Source organism: Mucilaginibacter sp. (assembly GCF_041663085.1).
Classification (GTDB): Bacteria; Bacteroidota; Bacteroidia; order Sphingobacteriales; family Sphingobacteriaceae; genus Mucilaginibacter.
Genome location: NZ_JBAZRC010000014.1, coordinates 1 through 20,143, shown reverse-complemented (window position 1 = coordinate 20,143; position 20,143 = coordinate 1). Strand labels below are relative to the sequence as shown.

Genomic DNA, 20,143 nt, shown 5'->3' with positions numbered 1-20,143 from the left:
CTGAATATAAAAATTATTCCGAAGCTTCTTCGCCTTTTTCACCCAGTTCTACAATGTCGCCTTCCTGAAACAGGATGGCTTTCAGGGTTTCGCGCCATACTGGTTTCTTGCGCAGCAAAAACTCCAGGTCCATACCGAAGTGTTTAAACTCTTCATGCTGGGCGTTTTGCATAATTGCTTTTGCCTGCTTGTCTTTCTCTACCGAGATGCGTTGCTCGTACCAGTTTATGGCCTCAGCTTCTTCGCCCAGGGATACGATCATGCGTACAAAAGTGCGGGTTTCCTGTGATAACTCCTCAGGTGGTTCGTGGTATTGGTCAAATGCCATAGCGTTTTCTTTTTCGTATAAAAGAAAAATCGCGGTGGTTTTGTTTCAGTAAGTTGGTTTGTTTAGTCTATTTGCCCCTTAAGCGCCTGGTCAATCGTATAAACTTTATAGGTTAGGCCCATACGTTTGGCATTCTCTTCAACTGTTTGCGGGAAACCAGCTTCTTTGCGGCGCTTGTTTACATTGGCAGCATCGGTAATTGGCCATATAAAAAACGCCCATTTAGTTTTACCGGTTTCTTTATTTACCACGTTCATCCCTTTTGCCTGTGTACCCCAAATTTGCTCTTTTTTATTGTACATCAGTGATCGGTCTTTCATCATGGCATATAAATGAAATGGCAACTGCTTTTTGTTAGCGGCCTTTTCAATCAACGGGAGGTATTTATCAATTACGGTAGAATGCTGGATCACGTAAAAAACAGCCTCGTTGGCAGGCTCGCCCACTAAGGCTTTACCGGGATAGCCATATTGTTTTACTATCTCTTCTACCCTTTTTACGTTTGATGAATCTGCAAGGGTTTGCAGTTTCCATATATGGTCTGTTAGGTTCTCTTTACTAACACCATAAATTTTGGTTAACGAGTCAACCTTATTACTATCTAACTTAACAGATAAAAGTTCACGGTATTTCTGGTCGAGCACGTACATGCTGTCCAGCTCGTGTTTTAAGGGAAGGTTGATTTTGCTTTGCGCGTGGGCAAAAGCAAGGGCACAAATAAAAAGTAAGGTGATGGCTATACGTTTCATTTGTGCCCGATATGATTTGATTATATTACCTCGTTAATGCTCATTTCCTTAATTTCTTTGGAAACGTTTGGTCTGCCGTTCTTAAATGCTTTACGCGGCGTTAAGCCTAAAAGCTGGAACATGGCCATATCCTCATCAAAAGATGGGTTTGGTGTGGTCAGTAATTTTTCGCCCGCGAAGATAGAGTTGGCGCCTGCCATAAAGCACATGGCCTGCTCAACAGTACTCATTTCGGTTCGGCCTGCTGATAATCTTACAACAGTTTTTGGCATAATGATGCGCGTGGTAGCTATCATCCTTACCATATCCCAAACAGAAACACGTGGCTGCTCGGCAAGCGGCGTGCCCTGTACCGGTACCAATGCATTGATCGGAACAGATTCCGGGTGCTTTGGCATATTTGATAACGTTTTCAGCATCGAGATACGGTCCTGAGCGGTTTCGCCAAGGCCAATAATACCGCCGCTGCAAACAGAAATTTTTGCTTTACGCACATGGTCAAGCGTTTGTAAACGGTCGTCATACGTGCGGGTGGTAATGATACGCTTGTAATCCTCCTCAGAGGTATCTAAATTGTGGTTGTATGCGTACAGGCCTGCATCGGCTAAACGTTGCGCCTGGCTTTCGGTAAGCATGCCCAGGGTACAGCAAACTTCCATATCCAGTTCGTTCACGGCTTTCACCATGTCAATTACCTTATCAAAATCGCGGTTATCCCTAACCTCGCGCCATGCGGCGCCCATGCAAAGCCTTGAAGCGCCGCCGTTTTTTGCTTTTTGCGCTACCGCGATAACTTCTTCCTTAGGCATAATGGCATGCACATCCACACCGGTATTGTAACGCGCTGCCTGCGGGCAATAAGCGCAATCTTCGGGGCAGCCGCCTGTTTTTATGGAGATAAGCGAGCTTATCTGTACCTCTGCATAGTCCTTATTCTCGCGGTGAATGGTAGCCGCGCGGAATATCAGGTCAAGCAATGGTGAGTGGTATATTTTTGAAATTTCTTCCTGTGTCCAGTCGTATCTTACTTCGGTCATTAGTTCAAATTTAATTGTTAGCTATGCTAAGACGCAAATATCAAAGTTTATTTACTTATTTCTGTTATTTCAATTTGTTTTTTGATTGAAAGTGCTAAAATGCAAAGCGTTAATTTTTATAATAAAAGCTTGCTTGCCAACCATAGTGGCAGAAAAAATCCAATACAATCTGTAAATGTGGTAATGATAATGGACGATGCCACAGCCGGGTCTATCCCTACCCTTTTCAAAATCAGCGGGATAGATGCGCCTGTTAATCCGGCTACAACTAAATTACCTGTCATGGCTAAAAACAGCACCAGGCCCAGCATAGGGTTGGCATCGTAAAAATAGGCCACCGCAAAAACGATGAGACCGTTTGCAGCACCATTTACCAGCCCTACTAAAAGTTCTTTCAAAACAGTATTATAAGCCTGCCTGTCGCTAAGGTCGCTTAGCGAGATACGCCTAACAGTTACCGCAAGGGCCTGCGTAGCGGTATTGCCCCCCATGCCCGCAATAATAGTCATGTAAGCCGATATGATAGCCAGGTTTTTTACCGTCGAATCAAAATTACGGATAATAGATGCAGCCAAAAATGCCGTACCCAGGTTAATGACAAGCCATGGTAAACGGCTTTTTACCGCATCCTGCCAGTTACCGCTCAGTTCCTCATCTTCGGATACACCCGAGATCTTTAGTATATCCTCGGTATTCTCGGCTTCCATTACATCGATGATATCATCAACGGTAATACGGCCCAGCAGTTTCATATGGTCATCAACCACGGGGATGGTGGTGAGGTTATATTGCGAGATCAGTTTGGCCACCTCTTCCTGGTCGAGCTCTGCTTTTACATAAACAAAATCATCCTGTACCAGGTCGCGCACCTTGGCCTCGCTTCGGGCTTTAATAATGTCTTTTATAGATACGATGCCTTGCAGGGTTTTATGGTCGTCTACCACATAAATGGTATAAAACTCTTCCATTTCTTCCGATTGGCGGATGATCTCATCCAGTGCGGCCTTTTTATCCAGGTTAATGTTTACACAGATCACTTGCGAGTTCATCAAACCACCGGCGGTATCTTCATCGTAGTTTAACAGTGCGCGGATGCTGGTAGCATCATCCTGGTCAATATCCTGTAATATCTCGTGCTGATCCTGTTCGTCGAGCTGCGAAATAATATCCGTAGCCACGTCATAATCCATCTCCTCCACAATGTCCGAGCGTTTCTCGGGATGAAGACTGATCAACAGGTCTTCCGGGTGAGATTCCTCGGTCATTTCTGAGATCACCTCAGAGGCTATCTCGGTCGACAGGATATTGATGATGCGTTCTTTGGCTTCCTGCGGGAGTTTTTCGAACAGGATGGCAATCTCCGAAGCGTGATAGTCTTTCAGAACGGCCTGTAGTTCAGCATCCCCACCCTCAAGGGCGGTTTTAATGCGGAGCAGATCGGTTTTATCTATTTCAAAAGATTGCATATGCAGGCAAAATAAGCAATTTTACTGAAAGGTGGAGGGGTGTATTTTATAAAAGAAAGTGTTTCTCGCAAAGACGCTAAGACGCAAAAAGTAGAATTGTCATGGTGAGCTTGCCGAATGATTAACTGCTTTTACAGGTCTTCGATAGGCTCAGACAGACATAGGATTGTGATAAAAGTGTGTGTCACGCAAAGATGCTAAGCCTAATTTTTTTTGAATTGCGTCTTTGCGTCTTTGTGTGAGATAATAATCATAAACCTACCCGCTATAATTATAAACCGCTTTTACCCCACTTACTTTATTCAGCTTATACATCACTGCCTCCACCTGTGTTTTACGTACAGAGAATTTGATCTGGCAGTTTAATTCTGACACCTGTTCAAGTATCTGCAGCTGCTCGTCTTTTATAATGCGCATTACGTCGTTCATCTGCACATAATCAAAGGTAATGGTGTAAATATCGTTCACCGTTTTTTCTATCACCTGAGCAGCATCCAGCGCCATTTCGGTGGCGGTTTTGTAAGCATTGATCAGGCCGGGAACACCTAACAAGGTGCCACCAAAGTAGCGCACCACCACAACCAGTACATTGGTAATATTACGGGATAATAAAGTATTCAGGATAGGCCTGCCCGCCGTGCCCGATGGTTCGCCGTCATCATTCACCCTAAAAACAGAGCGGTCAATCCCCAGGCGGATTGCCCAGCAAGCATGGTTGGCTTTTGGGTGTTCGGCTTTAAGGTTGGTTACGATGGCTTTAATATCATTATCTGATGTAACCGGGTAGGCATAACCCAGGAACTTACTCCCGCGGTCGCGGAAGATGCTTTCTGAAGGTTGAGCAATGGTTTTATAAGTATCGTCGAACAGCACGCTTTAGTGATTTGAAATGGTAATAATTACGATGGCAACAACCGCAAGTGCCACACCAATTTTGTTAAGTACGCTAAGCCGTTCGTTAAACAGTAAAAGGCCTACCATGGTGCCAAGGGCTATCACACCAATATTCATTCCCGTAAATACGGTCGACGGGCTGTTGGACAGTGCCGTATGGGCTTTCAAGTAAAAAAAGATATTACCAAAATTGGCTATCCCCAATATCCAGCCGAATACTACATGCGTAAAAGTTATTTTAGATAACTTATTTATCTTCCTGATTATAAGAATCATAAGCGATACTGCAAAAGCAATTATAAAGGCTATAAATTGCAGGGTTGTAAAAGGCATCTGTTTAAAAGCTGCCACCTGTTTAAATAAAATATCAATAACGCCAAAGCCCAGGAAAACCAGCACCAGGTATATCCACGCGTTACTGAGCACCTTACGGTTGGCTGTTTTCTTTTGCCAGGGGATGCTGCATAAAATAGCTGCTATCCCCACAGCAATCCCTATAAACTTAAGCGTGTTTAAATGATCATTAAATAATAAAAATGCAGCAGTTAATGATACAAATAACGATAACCTTTGTGCAACATCAGTACGCACAATACCAGCAGCCCTTACCGAAGCTGCCAGCGCAAAAAATATAACCGGCAGCAAAACACCCAAAGGAAGCAATATGCCAAAGGGAGCTTGTTTTAGGGTTTCAAACTGCAGTACAGGTTTAAAAAAGAACCAGGTAAGCAGTATGGCTATACTGTAATTCCAGGTGATGGCCTGGAAAACATCTATCTGGTAGCGTTTGGCCAGTTTCAGTAATATGGAAACAATAACACTGCAACAAATACTTAAAAAAACGTACAACATTATTCTGTTGGTTATATAGATAGATTTGTAATGATCTGTAAACTGTCGGCCCCAACCGTGCTTTCACTAATAGTGGTGCCGGTTATAATAGGTGCCTTAATTCCATTTACCAGTGCAGATGCACCGGTAAAAATACGTGCTTCATCCCATAAACCTGCATCAATGAACGCTTTTAATGTATAAGCGCCGCCCTCAATAATTACCGACTGGATATCCTGCAGGTACAACTGGAACAAAATATACTGTGGTACAAAGCGGTTAAAGTCTTCAAGGGCTATGTATTTATTCTTGCCGTCTATATCTGTCTTGATCTCGTTAAATATCAATGTTTCAACCGATTGATCAAACACATTCAACTGTTCATTTAACTCCAAACGGCGGTCAATAACTACCCTTTTCGGCGATTTCCCTTCTGCATATCGTACGTTTAATTGGGGGTTATCGGCCAGTACGGTGTTTTTGCCAACCAGTATAGCATCCTCTTCGGCGCGCCACTGGTGTACCAGTTTACGGCTTTCGGTGCCGGTTATCCAGTGCTGGCTGCCATCTGCCGGGGCAAAAAAGCCATCAGCAGTTTGCGCCCATTTTAATATGATGTATGGCCGTTGTTTTTGCACGCGGGTAAAAAAGCGGCGGTTTAGCCATTGGCACTCTTTTTCTAACACACCCAACTTTACCTCAATGCCTGCTGCCTGTAATTTCTCTATTCCTTTACCATCTACCTGCGCGAAGGGGTCGCGGCAGCCAACTACTACGTGAGGTATTTGATGTTTGATGATCAGATCGGCACAGGGCGGGGTTTTACCGTAATGCGCACAAGGCTCAAGCGAAACATAAATGGTGCTTTTTTTCAGCAGGTCGGCATGGTTACTGTAACTTGAAATTACCGTGTTAACGGCATTTACCTCGGCATGGGCTTCGCCATATTTTTGGTGATAGCCCTCGCCTATTACCTTGCTATCATGAACTATCACAGCGCCAACCATCGGGTTCGGACTAACGCCGCCGCCACCTAAAGCGGCCAGTTCAAGGCAGCGCTGCATATATATTTCATGTATTGCCATTGTGCAAAAGTAGGTTTTATGTTACTTTGTTGCATGAAAACTATTAAGGATGTATTCCTGGAATTTCAGCAAGGTTTAACCGGGGTGTATGACAGCCGTGAAACTGAGGCCATTACTCTGCTGGTGTTGGAAGAAATAACAGGTATGTCCCGCGCTAAACTTAAAGCTTTTCCCGAGGACGAGGTGAATGGAGAGGCTATAGAGAAGATTTCCGGCATCCTCGAAGAACTTAAAACCGGCAGGCCCGTACAATACATTCTAGGCAGTACGGAATTTTACGGCCTTAATTTCCTGGTAAACCCAGCCACATTGATACCCCGGCCTGAAACAGAGGAACTGGTGGAATGGATCATTGAAAGTCAAAAGTTAAAAGTCAAAAGTCAAAAGCTGATTAGCATCCTTGATATTGGTACGGGTAGTGGCTGCATTGCTATCAGCCTTAAAAAGAACCTGCCGGATACTGATGTTACGGCCATTGATATATCTGCCGATGCTTTACATACCGCCAGGCAAAACGCTGTTATTAATGAAGTTAAGGTGGAGTTTATACTTGATGATATCCTGAACACCAAATTCGAAATTGAATATTCGAATTTCGAAATCATTGTAAGTAACCCACCCTATGTTACCTTGCAGGATAAGCTCATGATGCATCAAAACGTAACCGGTTTTGAACCACACTCCGCACTGTTTGTTCCCGAGAATGCCCCCCTGATATTTTACAAGGCTATTGCTGATTATGCTAATGAACATCTTTCCCCGGGTGGCATCCTGTTTTTCGAGATAAATGAAAATTTCGGCAAAGAAACAGTTGAATTATTAACTGATAAAGGATTTATAAATATTGAGTTACGTCAGGATATGAGCGGCAGGGACAGGATGGTTAAGGCGATGAGGTAGCAGCTCTGCACATCTGCATCCGCCCCCCTCTCTGCCAATTTGGCAAATCTTCTGCTTTGGAACGGGCATTGATTAGGTGTATCCGTAAATCATTCAAATTTTCAAAAAAAGTACTACTATGCAAGAAAAAGGAACAATTTCGATACACACCGAAAACATTTTTCCCATCATTAAAAAGTTCTTATACTCTGATACCGAGATATTTCTGCGCGAACTGGTATCAAACGCGGTTGACGCTACACAAAAAATAAAACGCCTTGCTTCGTTAGGTCAATACAACGGCGACCTTGGCGACCTGCGCGTTGAAGTTGCTTTTGATGCCGACAAAAAGACCATTACCATATCTGATAACGGTTTGGGTATGACGGCCGAAGAAATAAAAAAATATATCAACCAGATTGCATTCTCGGGCGCTACCGAGTTTATGGAGAAGTTTAAAGAAGCTAAAGACGCCAATGAGATCATCGGTCGTTTTGGTTTGGGCTTCTACTCTGCATTTATGGTAGCCGATAAGGTGGAGATTGAAACCTTATCATACCAGGATGGCGCTACCCCTGCCCATTGGGTTTGTGACGGCAGCACCGAGTTTGAAATAAGCGATGGTAACCTGGAAGAGCGCGGTACCGAAATTACCCTGCACATTAATGCCGAATCTGAAGAGTTTTTAAGCCAGCAACGCATCCAGGAGATATTGGATAAATATGCCAAATTCCTGCCTGTGCCAATTAAATTTGGTACAGCCACACAAGAGGAAGAGGACGGTGTTGACGAAGAAGGCAAGCCAAAATACAAATCGGTTGAGGTTGATAACATCATTAACGATACCAACCCTATCTGGACAAAAGCACCAAGTGAATTAAAAGACGAGGATTACCTTGACTTTTACAAACAGCTTTACCCGTATAGCGAAGACCCGTTGTTCTGGATCCACCTGAATGTTGATTATCCTTTCAACTTAACAGGTGTATTGTACTTCCCTAAGCTGAAGAACGACTTTGAAATAACCCGTAACAAGATCAAATTATTCTCGCGCCAGGTATTTATTACCGACGAGGTGAAAGATATTGTCCCAGAGTTTTTAATGCTGCTGCACGGTGTTATCGATTCACCGGATATCCCGCTGAACGTATCGCGTAGCTTTTTACAAGCCGATAGCAACGTTAAAAAAATAAACAGCTACATCACCAAAAAAGTAGCCGATAAACTGGCCGACCTGTTTAAGGCCGACCGCAAAGGTTTTGAAGAAAAATGGAACGACATTGGCCTGTTTGTAAAATACGGCATGGTGAGCGAAGAGAAATTTTACGATAAGGCAAAAGACTTTGTTTTGGTAACCAACACCGCCAAAGAGAATTTTACCCTGCCCGAATACAAAGACAAGGTAGAAGGTACACAAACCGATAAAGACGGCCAGTTAATATATATTTATACCAACGATGCCGAAAGACAGGATGCGTTTATCCAATCGGCAAATAAAAAGGGTTATGATGTATTGTTGATGAACTCACCTATCGATAACCACTTCATCAGCCAGTTAGAGCAGAAGCTTGAAAAAACATCGCTTAAACGTGTGGATGCTGATGTTGCCGATAAACTGATCAAAAAAGACGATGCCCCTGAGCATGTATTGACCGAAGAGCAATCAACCAAAATTAAAGAGATCTTTGATAAGGCCATCAACAAACCAGCGTACAAAGTACAGCTGGAAAGTCTTAACCCTGATGAATTGCCAGTAACCGTAACCATGGACGAGTTTATGCGCCGTATGAAAGATATGGCTGCTATGGGCGGCGGAATGGGCTTTTATGGTAACATGCCCGATAATTATAAAGTTATTGTGAACGGTAACCACAAACTGATTAGCCGCATTTTAGATGGCGAAGACGAAGGTGTACAAGCACAGTTGGCTAAACAAGCTTTTGATCTGGCCCTGTTATCGCAAGGCTTACTAACCGGTGCTGAATTAACCGAGTTTGTTAACCGCAGCGTTAGCCTGATATAATACGCAGCCCCCTAACTCCCTGAAGGGGGTATAGAATTTAAAAGCCACTCAGCAATGAGTGGCTTTTCTTTTTACAATTACCGCCGTTTCAAGCGTCCACGCTTGAAACTAAACTATTGTGAGCGTCCACGCTCACGATCAACCGGTACTGCGTAGATGCTTGACATGATGATAATTTATTTACAATATTTTATGGAATACCTCCCCCTGCTGCATCTGTAATTAAAAACACAGATCATGAAAACAGATGCAGTATACCCCATTTCAGCAAACAGTAAGTCGCCGCCGCGTGTAGTATTTAAACCGCTCATTATCAATAATTAATTAAACCTTTAATCCTATACAAAGTCTAACAAAAACTACGTTATATTTATTTAAGCAATTAAAAATGAAAACTTTAATAAAAACATTATTCGCGCTTTTTATAGTAGTTGCGGTAATTAATCCGGTTAGCGCGCAAAGCCAAAAAGCCATAAAACAAGCAAAGAAGGCTGCCGAGATAAAAGGCCTTATCGATTCAAAAAACTACATTTTCCAGGCATCATATATGTACCCGAGTGGTGGTGGGTCCAGGTACCTCACATCGCCGTATGATCTTACCGTTAGCCCCGATACGATTGAAGCTTATTTACCCTACTTTGGTGTGGCGTATTCCGGCGCAGGTTATAACAGCAACGAGGATAACGGCATAAAATTTAAATCAACTAAGTTTGATTATGCCATCAAAACAAAAAAGGATGGCAGTTACACCATCAATATAAAAGCTAACGATACCCGCAACGCCACACAAATGACCTTGCAGGTGTACACTAATGGCAATGCCGACCTTACCGTAATAAGTATGAACAGGCAACAAATACGTTTTAATGGTTATATAAAAGAAAGAAGCAAACCGAAAGTATAATTTATGGTTACCTTATAAACCATTAACATTATGCTTAAAATAGATACAGCACAAGCGGGGTTTGTAGGCAATGTGCTTCAAAACTATAACTTACCCGCTCCAACTGGTGGATTTGATACCGAAGTAAACGGCAGTTTAATATTGCTGTTTGAAGACGAACAGGAAGCGGTAGCTTATCTTGATTTATTAGAAGATCACGCTACAAAAGTGGATGATAATTCGCCGGAAAAGGCTTTCCTGAACGCATTGGTTATGGCTATAAACAATGATGAATTTGTACAGGCCTACCTACAATAAGCCTGTACAAATTCTTTTAAACCTACACATTTAGGTTCTTATTGATATATTTTATGCTGCTATTTATGCTTGCAAAGGCGTCTTTCGGCATATCGTGTTCTACAAAAAAGCTGCGCATCCCGGCTGTTTCTGCCGCCGCAAATATGGGTTTAAAATCAATAGTGCCGCTACCTACCGGCATAATGTTTTCCCGGCTGGCATCCAGGTCTTTTAAGTGCCACAGCGGGAAACGGCCCGGGTTTTGTTTAAACAGGTCAACCGGGTTTTTACCTGCTTTAACCGCCCATGCCAGGTCAAGCTCCATTTTAAGGTGTTTGGGGTCTGTTTCTGATAGCAACAGATCGTAAGGGATAGTTCCGTCGCTCAATATCTTAAACTCAGCATCGTGGTTATGGTAAGCAAAGGTTAAGCCGGCTTTTGTAGCAGCTTCTGCTGTTTTATTTAATACCGCTATCGAGGCTTTTAATTCCTCTGGAGTACTGGTTGGTGTATTGGCGCATACCAGGTACTTAACGCCACCCTCGGCAGCTTCATCAACCAGTTGCTGCATATTATCCTGCAGGTTTAACATAGGTGGTATAACCATGGGTTTACCATCGGGCATAGTTGGCATTTTAGCGCCCGGAGGCAGTTTAAACGGCGCGCCAAGCACATGGTGCGATTTCCATGATAAATGCAGATCACTGGCCAGGGCTTTAAACTCCTTGGGCTTCATGCCATAATACCCGCCCTTTTTGCTAAATGCCGATTCTATTTCGCTATATCCCGCAGCAGCCACCTTGGTTAAAGTGCCCTTCACGTCATCATCTATAATATTAAAAAAGGTAAACAATTGCACTCCTACCGGATGCTTAATGATGTACGATGCCGCTTTACCTGATAAAACCGCACTGCTAAGCACCAACGTGCCCGTGCTTTGCAAAAACTTGCGCCTGTTAAAATTCATACTGATTGGTAATTTAGATTTACTTGGTAAGTAAATCTAAATCAAATAATTCGAACAAAGAAATTTTATTGTGTCCAATTAACACATTAATGATAAAGGCAATTAGCAATCAATCCAGTCCAACCGGTTTGATGTGCGGCGCCTAACCCCTCACCGGTATCACCATTAAAGTATTCGTAGTAGAGGATGTGATCTTTAAAGTTGGGATCGGTCTGCGCTTTTTCATTAGTGCCGTTTATAGGGCGGCGGCCGTTCTCGTCCGGCATAAAAAGGTTAGAGATACGCCTGTAAATTTCGTTGGCCACCTCTTTAAGGTTCATCATATTGCCAGACCCCGTTGGGCATTCTACAGTCAGCTCATAGCCGTAATACTGGTAAAAATGGTTCAGGCTTTCTATGATCAGGTAATTAATAGGCATCCATACCGGGCCGCGCCAGTTACTGTTGCCGCCAAACATATTGCTATCACTTTCGGCTGGGGTATATTTTATGCTGAACTGTGTGCCATTAATATTGGCACTGAATGGATTATCGAGGTGGTATTTGGAAAGCGACCTGATACCGTACGGACTTAAAAACTCGTTCTCATCCAGCATATATTTCAGGATGCCCTTCATCCGGTGCCCGCGCAGCAAGCTTATCAAATGTTTGCCCGATGCACTTCTCTCATCCCAGTGAGATACAAGCGCAACCAGGTCGGGCCGGTTGGCTTTAAACCAGTCCATCCTGTCGCGAAAGATGGGATTGTTATCGATGTCGGAATCGTCAAGCACCTCGGTGGCAAATAAGGGTATCAGGCCAACAATACTGCGTACCTTCATCTTCTCGGCCGAGCCATCGGGCATACGTAGTTGGTCGTAAAAAAAGTCGTCGGCCTCGTCCCACAACCCACTACTCCCCCCTTCGCCCAGGTTTGACATAGCGGCCGAAATATAAATGAAGTGCTCAAAAAACTTTGATGCAATATCAGCATAGGCTTTGTTGGTTATGGCCAGCTCTGCAGCTATACGTAGTAAATTAAGCGAATACGTGGCCATCCAGCTGGTGCCATCAACCTGCTCCAGGTGCGCACCGTTGGCAAAGCGGGTGTTACGGTCAAACACACCAATGTTATCGAGCCCTAAAAAGCCTCCCTCAAATATATTATTACCGGCTTCGTCCTTACGGTTAACCCACCAGGTAAAGTTGAGCATCAGTTTATGGAAAATACGCTCCAGGAAAAATTCATCGCCCTCGCCGCCGTTGGCTTGTTTATCCATCTGGTAAATTTTCCATGTGGCCATGGCCAGTACGGGCGGGTTGGCATCGCTAAAATCCCACTCGTAAGCAGGTAATTGCCCGTTAGGGTGCATATACCAATCGCGCACCAGCAGGTTAAGCTGCCTTTTGGCAAAGCCCATATCTACAGACGCCAGTGGTATGCAATGAAAAGCAAGATCCCACGCGGCAAACCAGGGGTACTCCCATTTATCGGGCATGGAGATAATATCCTGACTGTTAAAATGCTGCCATTTGCTATTACGCTGATGTTGCCTTTGGGCGGGCGGGGCAGATTCTGCCGGGTCGCCGTTTAGCCATTGGTGGATATTGTAATAATAAAACTGCTTATTCCAAAGCATACCTGCAAATGCCTGGCGCTGGATCTGCGCTTTGGCGTCGCTTTCTTTAGCAGGGCGCAATGCTTTATAAAATTCGTCGGCTTCCTGCTGGCGCGATGCAAATATCCCGTCAAAATCATCAAATGTATTTTCGGCCTTGTCAGACAATCTTAAACGGATAACAGTACTTTCACCTGCCGCAATGGCAATATCGCGGTTAAAGGCTGCTTTAGTGCCTGTATTGGCAGGATTAACAGTTGCAGCACCGTTTACAATATAATCGTTAATGCCATCCTTATAAAAGGATTTACCATCATTAACGATATTAAAACGTTTGTTATTGGTTTGGTTATCACAAAACAGCATTTGGGTATCGCCTTCGGCCGCTAACCAAAGACTGCCTAACTGTTTATGCTCAATTTTGATCTTACTGTTATCTGCGGATAATTGCGGCTTATAATCGTCATAACCCCATTCCCATGTGTTGCGGAACCAAACAGTTGGCAACACATTTAAGCTTGCATCGGCCTTGCCCCTGTTGTGTACAGTTATTTTTATGAGGATATCATCGGTTGCCTGCTTGGCGTATTCTACAAATACATCAAAATATTCATCGTTGCTGAATATCCCGGTATCTATCAATTCGTATTCAGCTTGTGTGCGGTCGCGTTTTTTGCTTTCGGCCACCAGGTGATCATACGGAAATGGTTGCTGCGGATATTTGTACAGCATTTTCATGTAGGAATGCGTGGGCGTATTATCCAGGTAGTAATATAGCTCCTTTACATCCTCGCCGTGGTTACCTTCAGCATTACTAAGGCCAAAAAAACGCTCTTTCAGAATAGAATCCTTCTTGTTCCATAGCGCTACAGAAAAACAGAGTAGCTGTTCGTGATCGCAAATACCGGCAATGCCTTCCTCGCCCCAACGGTAGGCTTTGCTGCGGGCAATATCATGGGTTATATAATTCCAGGCATCGCCATCGGCGCTATAATCCTCGCGTACCGTACCCCATTGGCGGTCACTTACGTAAGGCCCCCATTTTTTCCAACCTGTATTCTTTAACCTTTCCTGCTCTGCACCCATGTTTATGTTTTATTTCCACGCGTTCCGTAAAAAACGCAGCCAGTTGCCGTGCATCATATTATCAATGTCGGCATCGGTATAACCGCGCTTTTGTAATAAAGCAGGCACTTTCTGCATATCGGCAATGGTTTCCAGATCGTACGGGCATTGTTCGCGCCCAAACGCACCATCAAGGTCGGTACCCATTCCTACATGCAGGGCGTTGCCCGCTATCTGGCAAATATGGTCAATATGATCTACCATTACCTCAAGGTTGCAATTCATTTGACGCGGGGTTGACTGTCCCCTCACCCAATTTGGTACCATCATCCAGGCATCAAGGGCTGCGCCTATTACCGCGCCACGGTCAATAAGGGCTTTTATCATCTCATCGCTATACTGGCGATTGTGGTTCACTAGGGCACGGCAGTTGTTATGACTTGCCCAAACATGCCCGTTAAAGTTATCGAGCGCCTGCCAAAAAGCATCATCACAAAGATGTGTGGCATCAAGGATGATGTTGAGGCGCTCCATTTCTTTCAGTAGCTCTAAGCCATTCTGTCCCATCTTACCGGTAGCATCAGTACCGTTGGCATACCTGCCCGGGCCGTAATGCGCAGGGCCAACAGCGCGCAGACCGTTTTGATACGCACTTTCTAAATACCCTACATCTATAATGGAATCAGCGCCTTCAAGGCTTAGGATATATCCAACAGGCTTATCTGCGTTATCCGCGCCATCGCTCCATAAGGCAAGATGTTTTTCTAAACCTTGCAGGTTATTTACCTGTACCATTTCACCGGCATTTTCCATGGCTTTGTACCAGGCAAGTTGCCCCTGCGTTTGCGCCCATGCCTGTTGCGGCGAATGCCAGCCGGGCAACGAATTACCGGGCGCTACATACCTGCCAATTTGCGTTGCTACCACCAGTCCGATATTTCCCTTGCGCAATTCGGGCAGGGATACCACGGCCTTTGCACGGTCGGGTTTATCAGTTAAACCTTCTTCGCGCTGGTTAATTTCGGCAACAGGGCGGGTTAGGTCGCGGTTCCATTCCAGCGCGTTCATGCTGAGGTCTAAATGGGCGTCTATAATGAACATCCTTTATGTTGTTAAATTGCTATATTGTTATTTTTCTATCTCTTGCGGTGGTTTTCCATTCGCTGGTAACCATCTTATTTTCAATGGTTATAGCACGCTCATATAAAGCAACTGATGGGCAAACATGATATGGTAAGCCGTATAAAATATCACCTACTTTATATTGATGATCTTTACCTGCACCGGCCACTAAATGTTCTTCGCTGTGACCTATAAACTTCAATTCGGGGGCGTTTAAAAAGTACACCCTTTTAGCAAGCTCATTCTCTGCCGATACCGATTTATGGCCCAGATCGATGCAGATCCTGCCCTCTTCGGGTAAGGAAATTACCCTGGCAACAATAAGCGCCGCTGTTTGAAATGGTTGTTCAGGATATGCGGTTTCATAACCCTTATCCCAGTAAACAAATGTGCCGGGGCTGCATTCAATGCCATTTATTTTTGATACGATAGAGAAAGTTGGCGAACCACCTGCAATAAGTACAGATTGTGGATATCCCTTTGCTGCAATGTCATCAATCAGCTTAAAAACCGGCCCCATACTTTCATCCGAACGTTTTTGGCGTACGGCATAATCGCTATCATGAATATGACCGTCATAAGCGTGTAAGCCCATTAAAACCAATCCGGGTAATGACAAACAGGTGGTGTATAGATCCAACGCATCTGCTCCCGGTGCTATACCGGTACGGTTCATGCCCACATTCAGATCGATGTAAACGGTTATTTTGATATTGCTTTTAACAGCTTCGGCAGATATTGCGTTGGCGGTATCTTCATTATCTACCAAACAAGAATATGTTGTTTGCGGATACGTTTTTATCACTTGTACAAAACGTTTAAGTTTTGGCCCTGCAGGTTGATACGCCAAAAGCACATCGGGCGCTGCAGCCATGCCCAGCATTTCGGCTTCGGCAATAGTGGCACATTTGAATTTTTGGATGCCTGCCTGTATCATCAGCAAGGAAACATCAAGGCTTTTATGCGTTTTTACATGCGGGCGCAGGCGAAATACATCATCAATCATGGTTTTAACCAAGCCAATGTTGTATTTTACCCTGTCGGGATATACAACCAACGCAGGCGTATCCAGTTCATCAACGTTATTGATGGTGTACCACTCAGGTGTTCCCATATTGCTTATACCAGTTCAAATAAAGCTTCTATCTCTACCGGGATATTATCGGGCAATGAGCCCATCCCTACCGCACTGCGTACGCCAATGCCGTTCTCTTCGCCCCAAACTTTGGCAAACAGTTCGCTGGCGCCGTTAATGACGTACGGGTGCCTTTCAAAATCGGGCGTGCAGTTTACCATGCCCAATACTTTTATAACACGCTTAACCCTGTCCAGGCTACCTAAATTGGCTTTTATGGTGGCCAGCATAGCTAAACCAACCTGCCTTGCGGCAAGTTTGCCATCTTCCATATTAATGGTATCGCCAATGCGACCGATGATAAGGCTGCCGTCATCCTGCACGGTACCGTGGCCGGATAGGTAAAGGTATTTACCATCAATTAAACAGGGTTTGTAAACACCAAGCGGTTTTGGTGCCGGGGGCAGGTTTAAGCCCAGGTCTTTAAAGTTTTGTTCGGCTGAGTTCATTTTGTAAATCTATTATTTAAAAATAAAAAGTAGTATTTTTTTAACCACAGAGGACACAGAGAAAAAATGCACAGAGAACACAAAGTAAAATTATGATTCTTAATTTAAATTTAATGACTAAAAAGTCTCTGCGGCTCTCTGTGAAAAACTCCGCTGCCTCTGTGGTTATTAAATGATAAAAACAAAAAAGGCCGGGACCCACCCCGACCTTCACTTACATAACCATTATATATTAAAGCTTAAACGATACACCTACGTTTACGGCATAATCTGCAAATGCAGCATCGCCTTGGGTATAAACGCCCGTTAACTGTGTGCTGATCTTATCAGGAACACTTTGTATTCGGTCGCGCACCATGGCAATAGGCACATAGGTATAAACCGAGAACCTTTTTAACCTGTAAGTTACACCCGGCTCGGCCGAGATGATATAACCCGGCCTGCGGAAACCATTGCTGCCGCCTACAAGGTCTTTCGCGGGCAGGCACTCTTCGCGCACACCTGCCGAGAAGTTAAATTTACCCACGCCATAATTAGCGCCAACCCTTATCATAAACTGATCGGGCACGCTCATAATATCGCTGCCGTTTGCAATAGCTTTAGCACTTGCCACACCACCACGGGCAGATGATACGCCGTTTTGCTCGCGCGGGCTTATCATGTAGTAGAATGTACCATAAAGACCAAAATTGTGCGAAAAGTTGTAGTACCCATTCAACTCGGTAATAATACCTGTACCGCCATCACCCAATTGGATAGACTGATCTACAGGGCCTAATAGCTTTGTACCGCCCGGGCCGGTATTCTGGAAATAATCCTGGTAGTTGTAGCTGCCTGTAGGTAATTTTAAACCTAAGCCCGCCTGTATATTTCCTTTACGTGCTTTTTCGGGGTTTAATAACCATGCATATACTTTAACGCTCACATCGCCAATGCCAAAAGATTTTGTTTCGTGCCTTTCTTTACCACCATGCTCGTATAATGATGAACGGGTGTTGTTTAGTACAGGCACATCTACCGCAAACGACCAGCGGTTATTGAATATACGGGTAAGGGTAAAATCCTGCGCGAAGGAGTGGTTAATAACATTGGTACCTAATGCAATACGTTGTTTTTGCTCCTGCTTGCCAACAAAGTGTTTATATGAACGGTAATATCTGCTATTGGCATTAAAAAGCCATGCACCGCCTGATGTAGTGCTATCAGGGTGTTCGTCCATAGCGCATAGGCCACCGGTACTGCGAATAGCCACGCAGCCTTGTGCGTTAACTGTTGTATTATTAAAAAGCAGGTATATAGCAATACTGATAAGGAATTTGTAAGTAAATTTCATGTTTGTGTAATATATTATAAGTAAGTATTTAATACAGCTAACCTTTCGGTTATCTGTAACCTGTAAAACAGGGTTTATAATTGGTTGAAAGCCTCTTCTAATTATGTGTTTTTTGTAACGAGTTTATAGTGAGATTTGAGGATACTTGCTTAATTGCGAACCATAACGCTATAAGGGTGCCGTAGCTACCACCACGCTCTATAAATTCAAACACCTCATAATGCGGATACAGTAACTCGCTTGCAATTTTCCAGATGATGAATATGAGCAGTACGCTACGGATAGGTTTGATCAATACAACCAAAGCTGATGCAATTTCAAAAACACCAACAAATTGGGCAACCCTGCCAGGGTTTGAAAACCCGATAGATGTATACTGACCAAGCAAACCTTTCTTCTGGATAAGGTTTAACCAGCCATGGCCCATCAGTAGCAAAAAGCCTACAACCTTTAAACAAGTAAATAGATTTTTCATGGTTTTGGAGTCGACTGCTGCATTAGGATCAATCCGCGCAAACAACTGCCAGAAGTTTTTAATACCGCCTGAAAGGATAAGCATGGCCAGCGGGGCACCAAAGTTACCCGCACGCTCAATAAACTCAGCAAAGGGCTCGCCCGATGCCGGGCGCAAAAATGCTGTAACGGCACCCCACATAACCAGCCATAAAGCAATGGCGCGCATAGGGTAAGCAAGCATTATAATGCCCAGCAAAATATCAGCCACACCAACCCATGGCATTAAACTATAGGCCGTATCGGTATCAATTCCAAACACGGCGAAGTAATTGCACCATATTTGTTTTGTGATGATGCCAAAAGTACCATGCCCTATAAAGCACATAGCTATTGCGATACGCAATACGTAATGTATTTTTTGTTCAGTCTTAAGCATTATCTCTCCCTAATTTCCGGCTCCGTCTGCTTTGCCTCTATTAACTGCATATTCGCCAACTTTTATACCTGTTTGCAAACCAACTTCACAATCGCTGCGGTAGTGGATAGCACCATATAAGCGCGACATAGCCGCTTCATTTGCCATGTCCATAAAAGCTTTTGCTTTTTCGGGCACTATGTACCCTAAAACAGTTGCCGCAGCACCACTAAAGTTTGAGTGGCCCGATGTATACGACGGGAAATTAGGTATGCCTGTTAATGTTTTTATATTCATTACCATTTGTGTTGGGCGCGGGTTAAAGTAAAAATATTTGGCATCCCAGCATACAATAGCGGCATCCATTTCGGCCATGTTTAGTAACGCAAGGTTACGTGCCCAGCGCACTTCGCTGTAGTTGTGTTTAACAAATTCGTCGGCAGCAATATTATTCCAGTGTCCCGGAGGGGTTACTGTACCTACGCCATCAGCCCAAAACGCAACAATACGCTCATGCTCACGGCTATGATCATTGCTCATTGCCAATACCTCGTCAGATTCTTTTTTAAATTCAGGTGTGTTAGTTCCGTATGGCGGTGCCGGGCGTAAAGCCACTACGGTTGCCGTTGGGAACAGAAATGGGTTAACCTTTGTAAATAATGGCAACATTGGCGGGCGTTTTGGTAATTCAAGGCTTATCCATGGTGTGTTGCCTGCTGCTGCTGTGTTATCCTCTAAAGCTTTCCAGTCTTCTGGTTTGCCAATAGCTGCGCCTGCCTTATCGGCACGGGCGCGTGCTAAAAACACGTCAGCTACCTGCCTGCCTAATGATTCGCCTGCATCCATATCCGATCGGGTATTGGCACCTGCCATAATACGGTACAGTTTTTCTTCAGCAGCTTTTTGACGGATGTAATCCAGGTCGCCGGGGAATAGTAGTTCCATCATTTTAGCGGTAACGCCTGCTACAACAGCATCTTCACTCGGATATGCGGGCAACTCTGATTTAGGTACAAGCGCCTGTATTGCCGCATCTGTTTTGTATGGTGCCGGGCGGTTAAACTGTTTTTTAAATTTCCAGGCCTGTACCAATGCATCGTACTGCGCCGCACTCACATAAGCATAAGCACG

The 20,143-nt window shown here is 44.2% G+C and carries 19 protein-coding genes; 4 read left to right on the top strand and 15 right to left on the bottom strand.

What is annotated here, in order from left to right; all coding sequences use genetic code 11:
- Nucleotides 1–13: 13 nt before the first annotated feature.
- The 7 genes from WC615_RS05305 to ribD form a co-directional block, all read right to left on the bottom strand.
- The gene (locus WC615_RS05305) at nucleotides 14–328 is read right to left on the bottom strand and encodes a hypothetical protein (RefSeq protein ID WP_372977093.1); all 315 of its coding nucleotides are present in this window, start codon (nucleotides 326–328) and stop codon (nucleotides 14–16) included.
- 62 nt (nucleotides 329–390) lie between these two features.
- The gene (locus tag WC615_RS05300) at nucleotides 391–1,077 is read right to left on the bottom strand and encodes a DUF6624 domain-containing protein (protein WP_372977092.1); all 687 of its coding nucleotides are present in this window, start codon (nucleotides 1,075–1,077) and stop codon (nucleotides 391–393) included.
- 20 nt (nucleotides 1,078–1,097) lie between these two features.
- Entirely contained in the window at nucleotides 1,098–2,114 is a 1,017-nt protein-coding gene (gene bioB, locus WC615_RS05295; protein WP_191174637.1) for a biotin synthase BioB, read from the bottom strand.
- A 116-nt stretch (nucleotides 2,115–2,230) separates the two neighbouring features.
- Nucleotides 2,231–3,580: a magnesium transporter gene (gene mgtE, locus WC615_RS05290; protein ID WP_372977091.1), complete on the bottom strand. Its 1,350-nt coding sequence runs from the start codon at nucleotides 3,578–3,580 to the stop codon at nucleotides 2,231–2,233.
- 258 nt (nucleotides 3,581–3,838) lie between these two features.
- Nucleotides 3,839–4,453 carry a YigZ family protein gene (locus WC615_RS05285; protein WP_372977090.1) on the bottom strand — a complete coding sequence of 205 codons (615 nt, stop codon included), beginning with the start codon at nucleotides 4,451–4,453 and terminating at the stop codon, nucleotides 3,839–3,841.
- Between the two features lie 3 nt (nucleotides 4,454–4,456).
- Complete coding sequence (locus WC615_RS05280) at nucleotides 4,457–5,326, bottom strand: EamA family transporter (protein ID WP_372977089.1); 870 nt, start codon at nucleotides 5,324–5,326, stop codon at nucleotides 4,457–4,459.
- A gap of 11 nt (nucleotides 5,327–5,337) precedes the next feature.
- Nucleotides 5,338–6,390, bottom strand: a complete 1,053-nt coding sequence (gene ribD / locus WC615_RS05275) for a bifunctional diaminohydroxyphosphoribosylaminopyrimidine deaminase/5-amino-6-(5-phosphoribosylamino)uracil reductase RibD (protein ID WP_372977088.1) — start codon at nucleotides 6,388–6,390, stop codon at nucleotides 5,338–5,340.
- A gap of 33 nt (nucleotides 6,391–6,423) precedes the next feature.
- Here ribD and prmC point away from each other — a divergent pair, with 33 nt between their 5' ends.
- From prmC to WC615_RS05255, 4 genes are all read left to right on the top strand, one after another.
- The gene (gene prmC / locus WC615_RS05270; protein ID WP_372977087.1) at nucleotides 6,424–7,290 is read left to right on the top strand and encodes a peptide chain release factor N(5)-glutamine methyltransferase; all 867 of its coding nucleotides are present in this window, start codon (nucleotides 6,424–6,426) and stop codon (nucleotides 7,288–7,290) included.
- Between the two features lie 118 nt (nucleotides 7,291–7,408).
- Nucleotides 7,409–9,292: a molecular chaperone HtpG gene (gene htpG / locus WC615_RS05265; RefSeq protein WP_372977086.1), complete on the top strand. Its 1,884-nt coding sequence runs from the start codon at nucleotides 7,409–7,411 to the stop codon at nucleotides 9,290–9,292.
- A 388-nt stretch (nucleotides 9,293–9,680) separates the two neighbouring features.
- Nucleotides 9,681–10,196 carry a DUF4251 domain-containing protein gene (locus WC615_RS05260; RefSeq protein ID WP_372977085.1) on the top strand — a complete coding sequence of 172 codons (516 nt, stop codon included), beginning with the start codon at nucleotides 9,681–9,683 and terminating at the stop codon, nucleotides 10,194–10,196.
- Nucleotides 10,197–10,226: 30 nt separating this feature from the next.
- Nucleotides 10,227–10,493, top strand: coding sequence for a hypothetical protein (locus tag WC615_RS05255; RefSeq protein ID WP_372977084.1), 267 nt, complete (start codon nucleotides 10,227–10,229; stop codon nucleotides 10,491–10,493).
- 22 nt (nucleotides 10,494–10,515) lie between these two features.
- Here the strand turns inward: WC615_RS05255 and WC615_RS05250 are convergent, their stop codons facing one another.
- The 8 genes from WC615_RS05250 to WC615_RS05215 form a co-directional block, all read right to left on the bottom strand.
- The gene (locus WC615_RS05250; RefSeq protein WP_372977083.1) at nucleotides 10,516–11,439 is read right to left on the bottom strand and encodes a sugar phosphate isomerase/epimerase family protein; all 924 of its coding nucleotides are present in this window, start codon (nucleotides 11,437–11,439) and stop codon (nucleotides 10,516–10,518) included.
- A gap of 86 nt (nucleotides 11,440–11,525) precedes the next feature.
- Nucleotides 11,526–14,123 carry a glucosidase gene (locus tag WC615_RS05245; protein WP_372977082.1) on the bottom strand — a complete coding sequence of 866 codons (2,598 nt, stop codon included), beginning with the start codon at nucleotides 14,121–14,123 and terminating at the stop codon, nucleotides 11,526–11,528.
- Nucleotides 14,124–14,132: 9 nt separating this feature from the next.
- Nucleotides 14,133–15,203 carry a dipeptidase gene (locus WC615_RS05240; RefSeq protein WP_372977081.1) on the bottom strand — a complete coding sequence of 357 codons (1,071 nt, stop codon included), beginning with the start codon at nucleotides 15,201–15,203 and terminating at the stop codon, nucleotides 14,133–14,135.
- 19 nt (nucleotides 15,204–15,222) lie between these two features.
- Complete coding sequence (locus WC615_RS05235) at nucleotides 15,223–16,338, bottom strand: D-TA family PLP-dependent enzyme (RefSeq protein WP_372977080.1); 1,116 nt, start codon at nucleotides 16,336–16,338, stop codon at nucleotides 15,223–15,225.
- A 5-nt stretch (nucleotides 16,339–16,343) separates the two neighbouring features.
- Nucleotides 16,344–16,808, bottom strand: a complete 465-nt coding sequence (locus WC615_RS05230; protein ID WP_372977079.1) for a RidA family protein — start codon at nucleotides 16,806–16,808, stop codon at nucleotides 16,344–16,346.
- A gap of 232 nt (nucleotides 16,809–17,040) precedes the next feature.
- Nucleotides 17,041–18,141 carry a hypothetical protein gene (locus WC615_RS05225; protein WP_372977078.1) on the bottom strand — a complete coding sequence of 367 codons (1,101 nt, stop codon included), beginning with the start codon at nucleotides 18,139–18,141 and terminating at the stop codon, nucleotides 17,041–17,043.
- Between the two features lie 97 nt (nucleotides 18,142–18,238).
- Complete coding sequence (locus WC615_RS05220) at nucleotides 18,239–19,033, bottom strand: hypothetical protein (protein WP_372977077.1); 795 nt, start codon at nucleotides 19,031–19,033, stop codon at nucleotides 18,239–18,241.
- Nucleotides 19,034–19,042: 9 nt separating this feature from the next.
- Nucleotides 19,043–20,143 (bottom strand): phosphatase PAP2 family protein (locus WC615_RS05215; protein WP_372977076.1); only part of this gene is annotated, 1,101 nt, incomplete at its 5' end.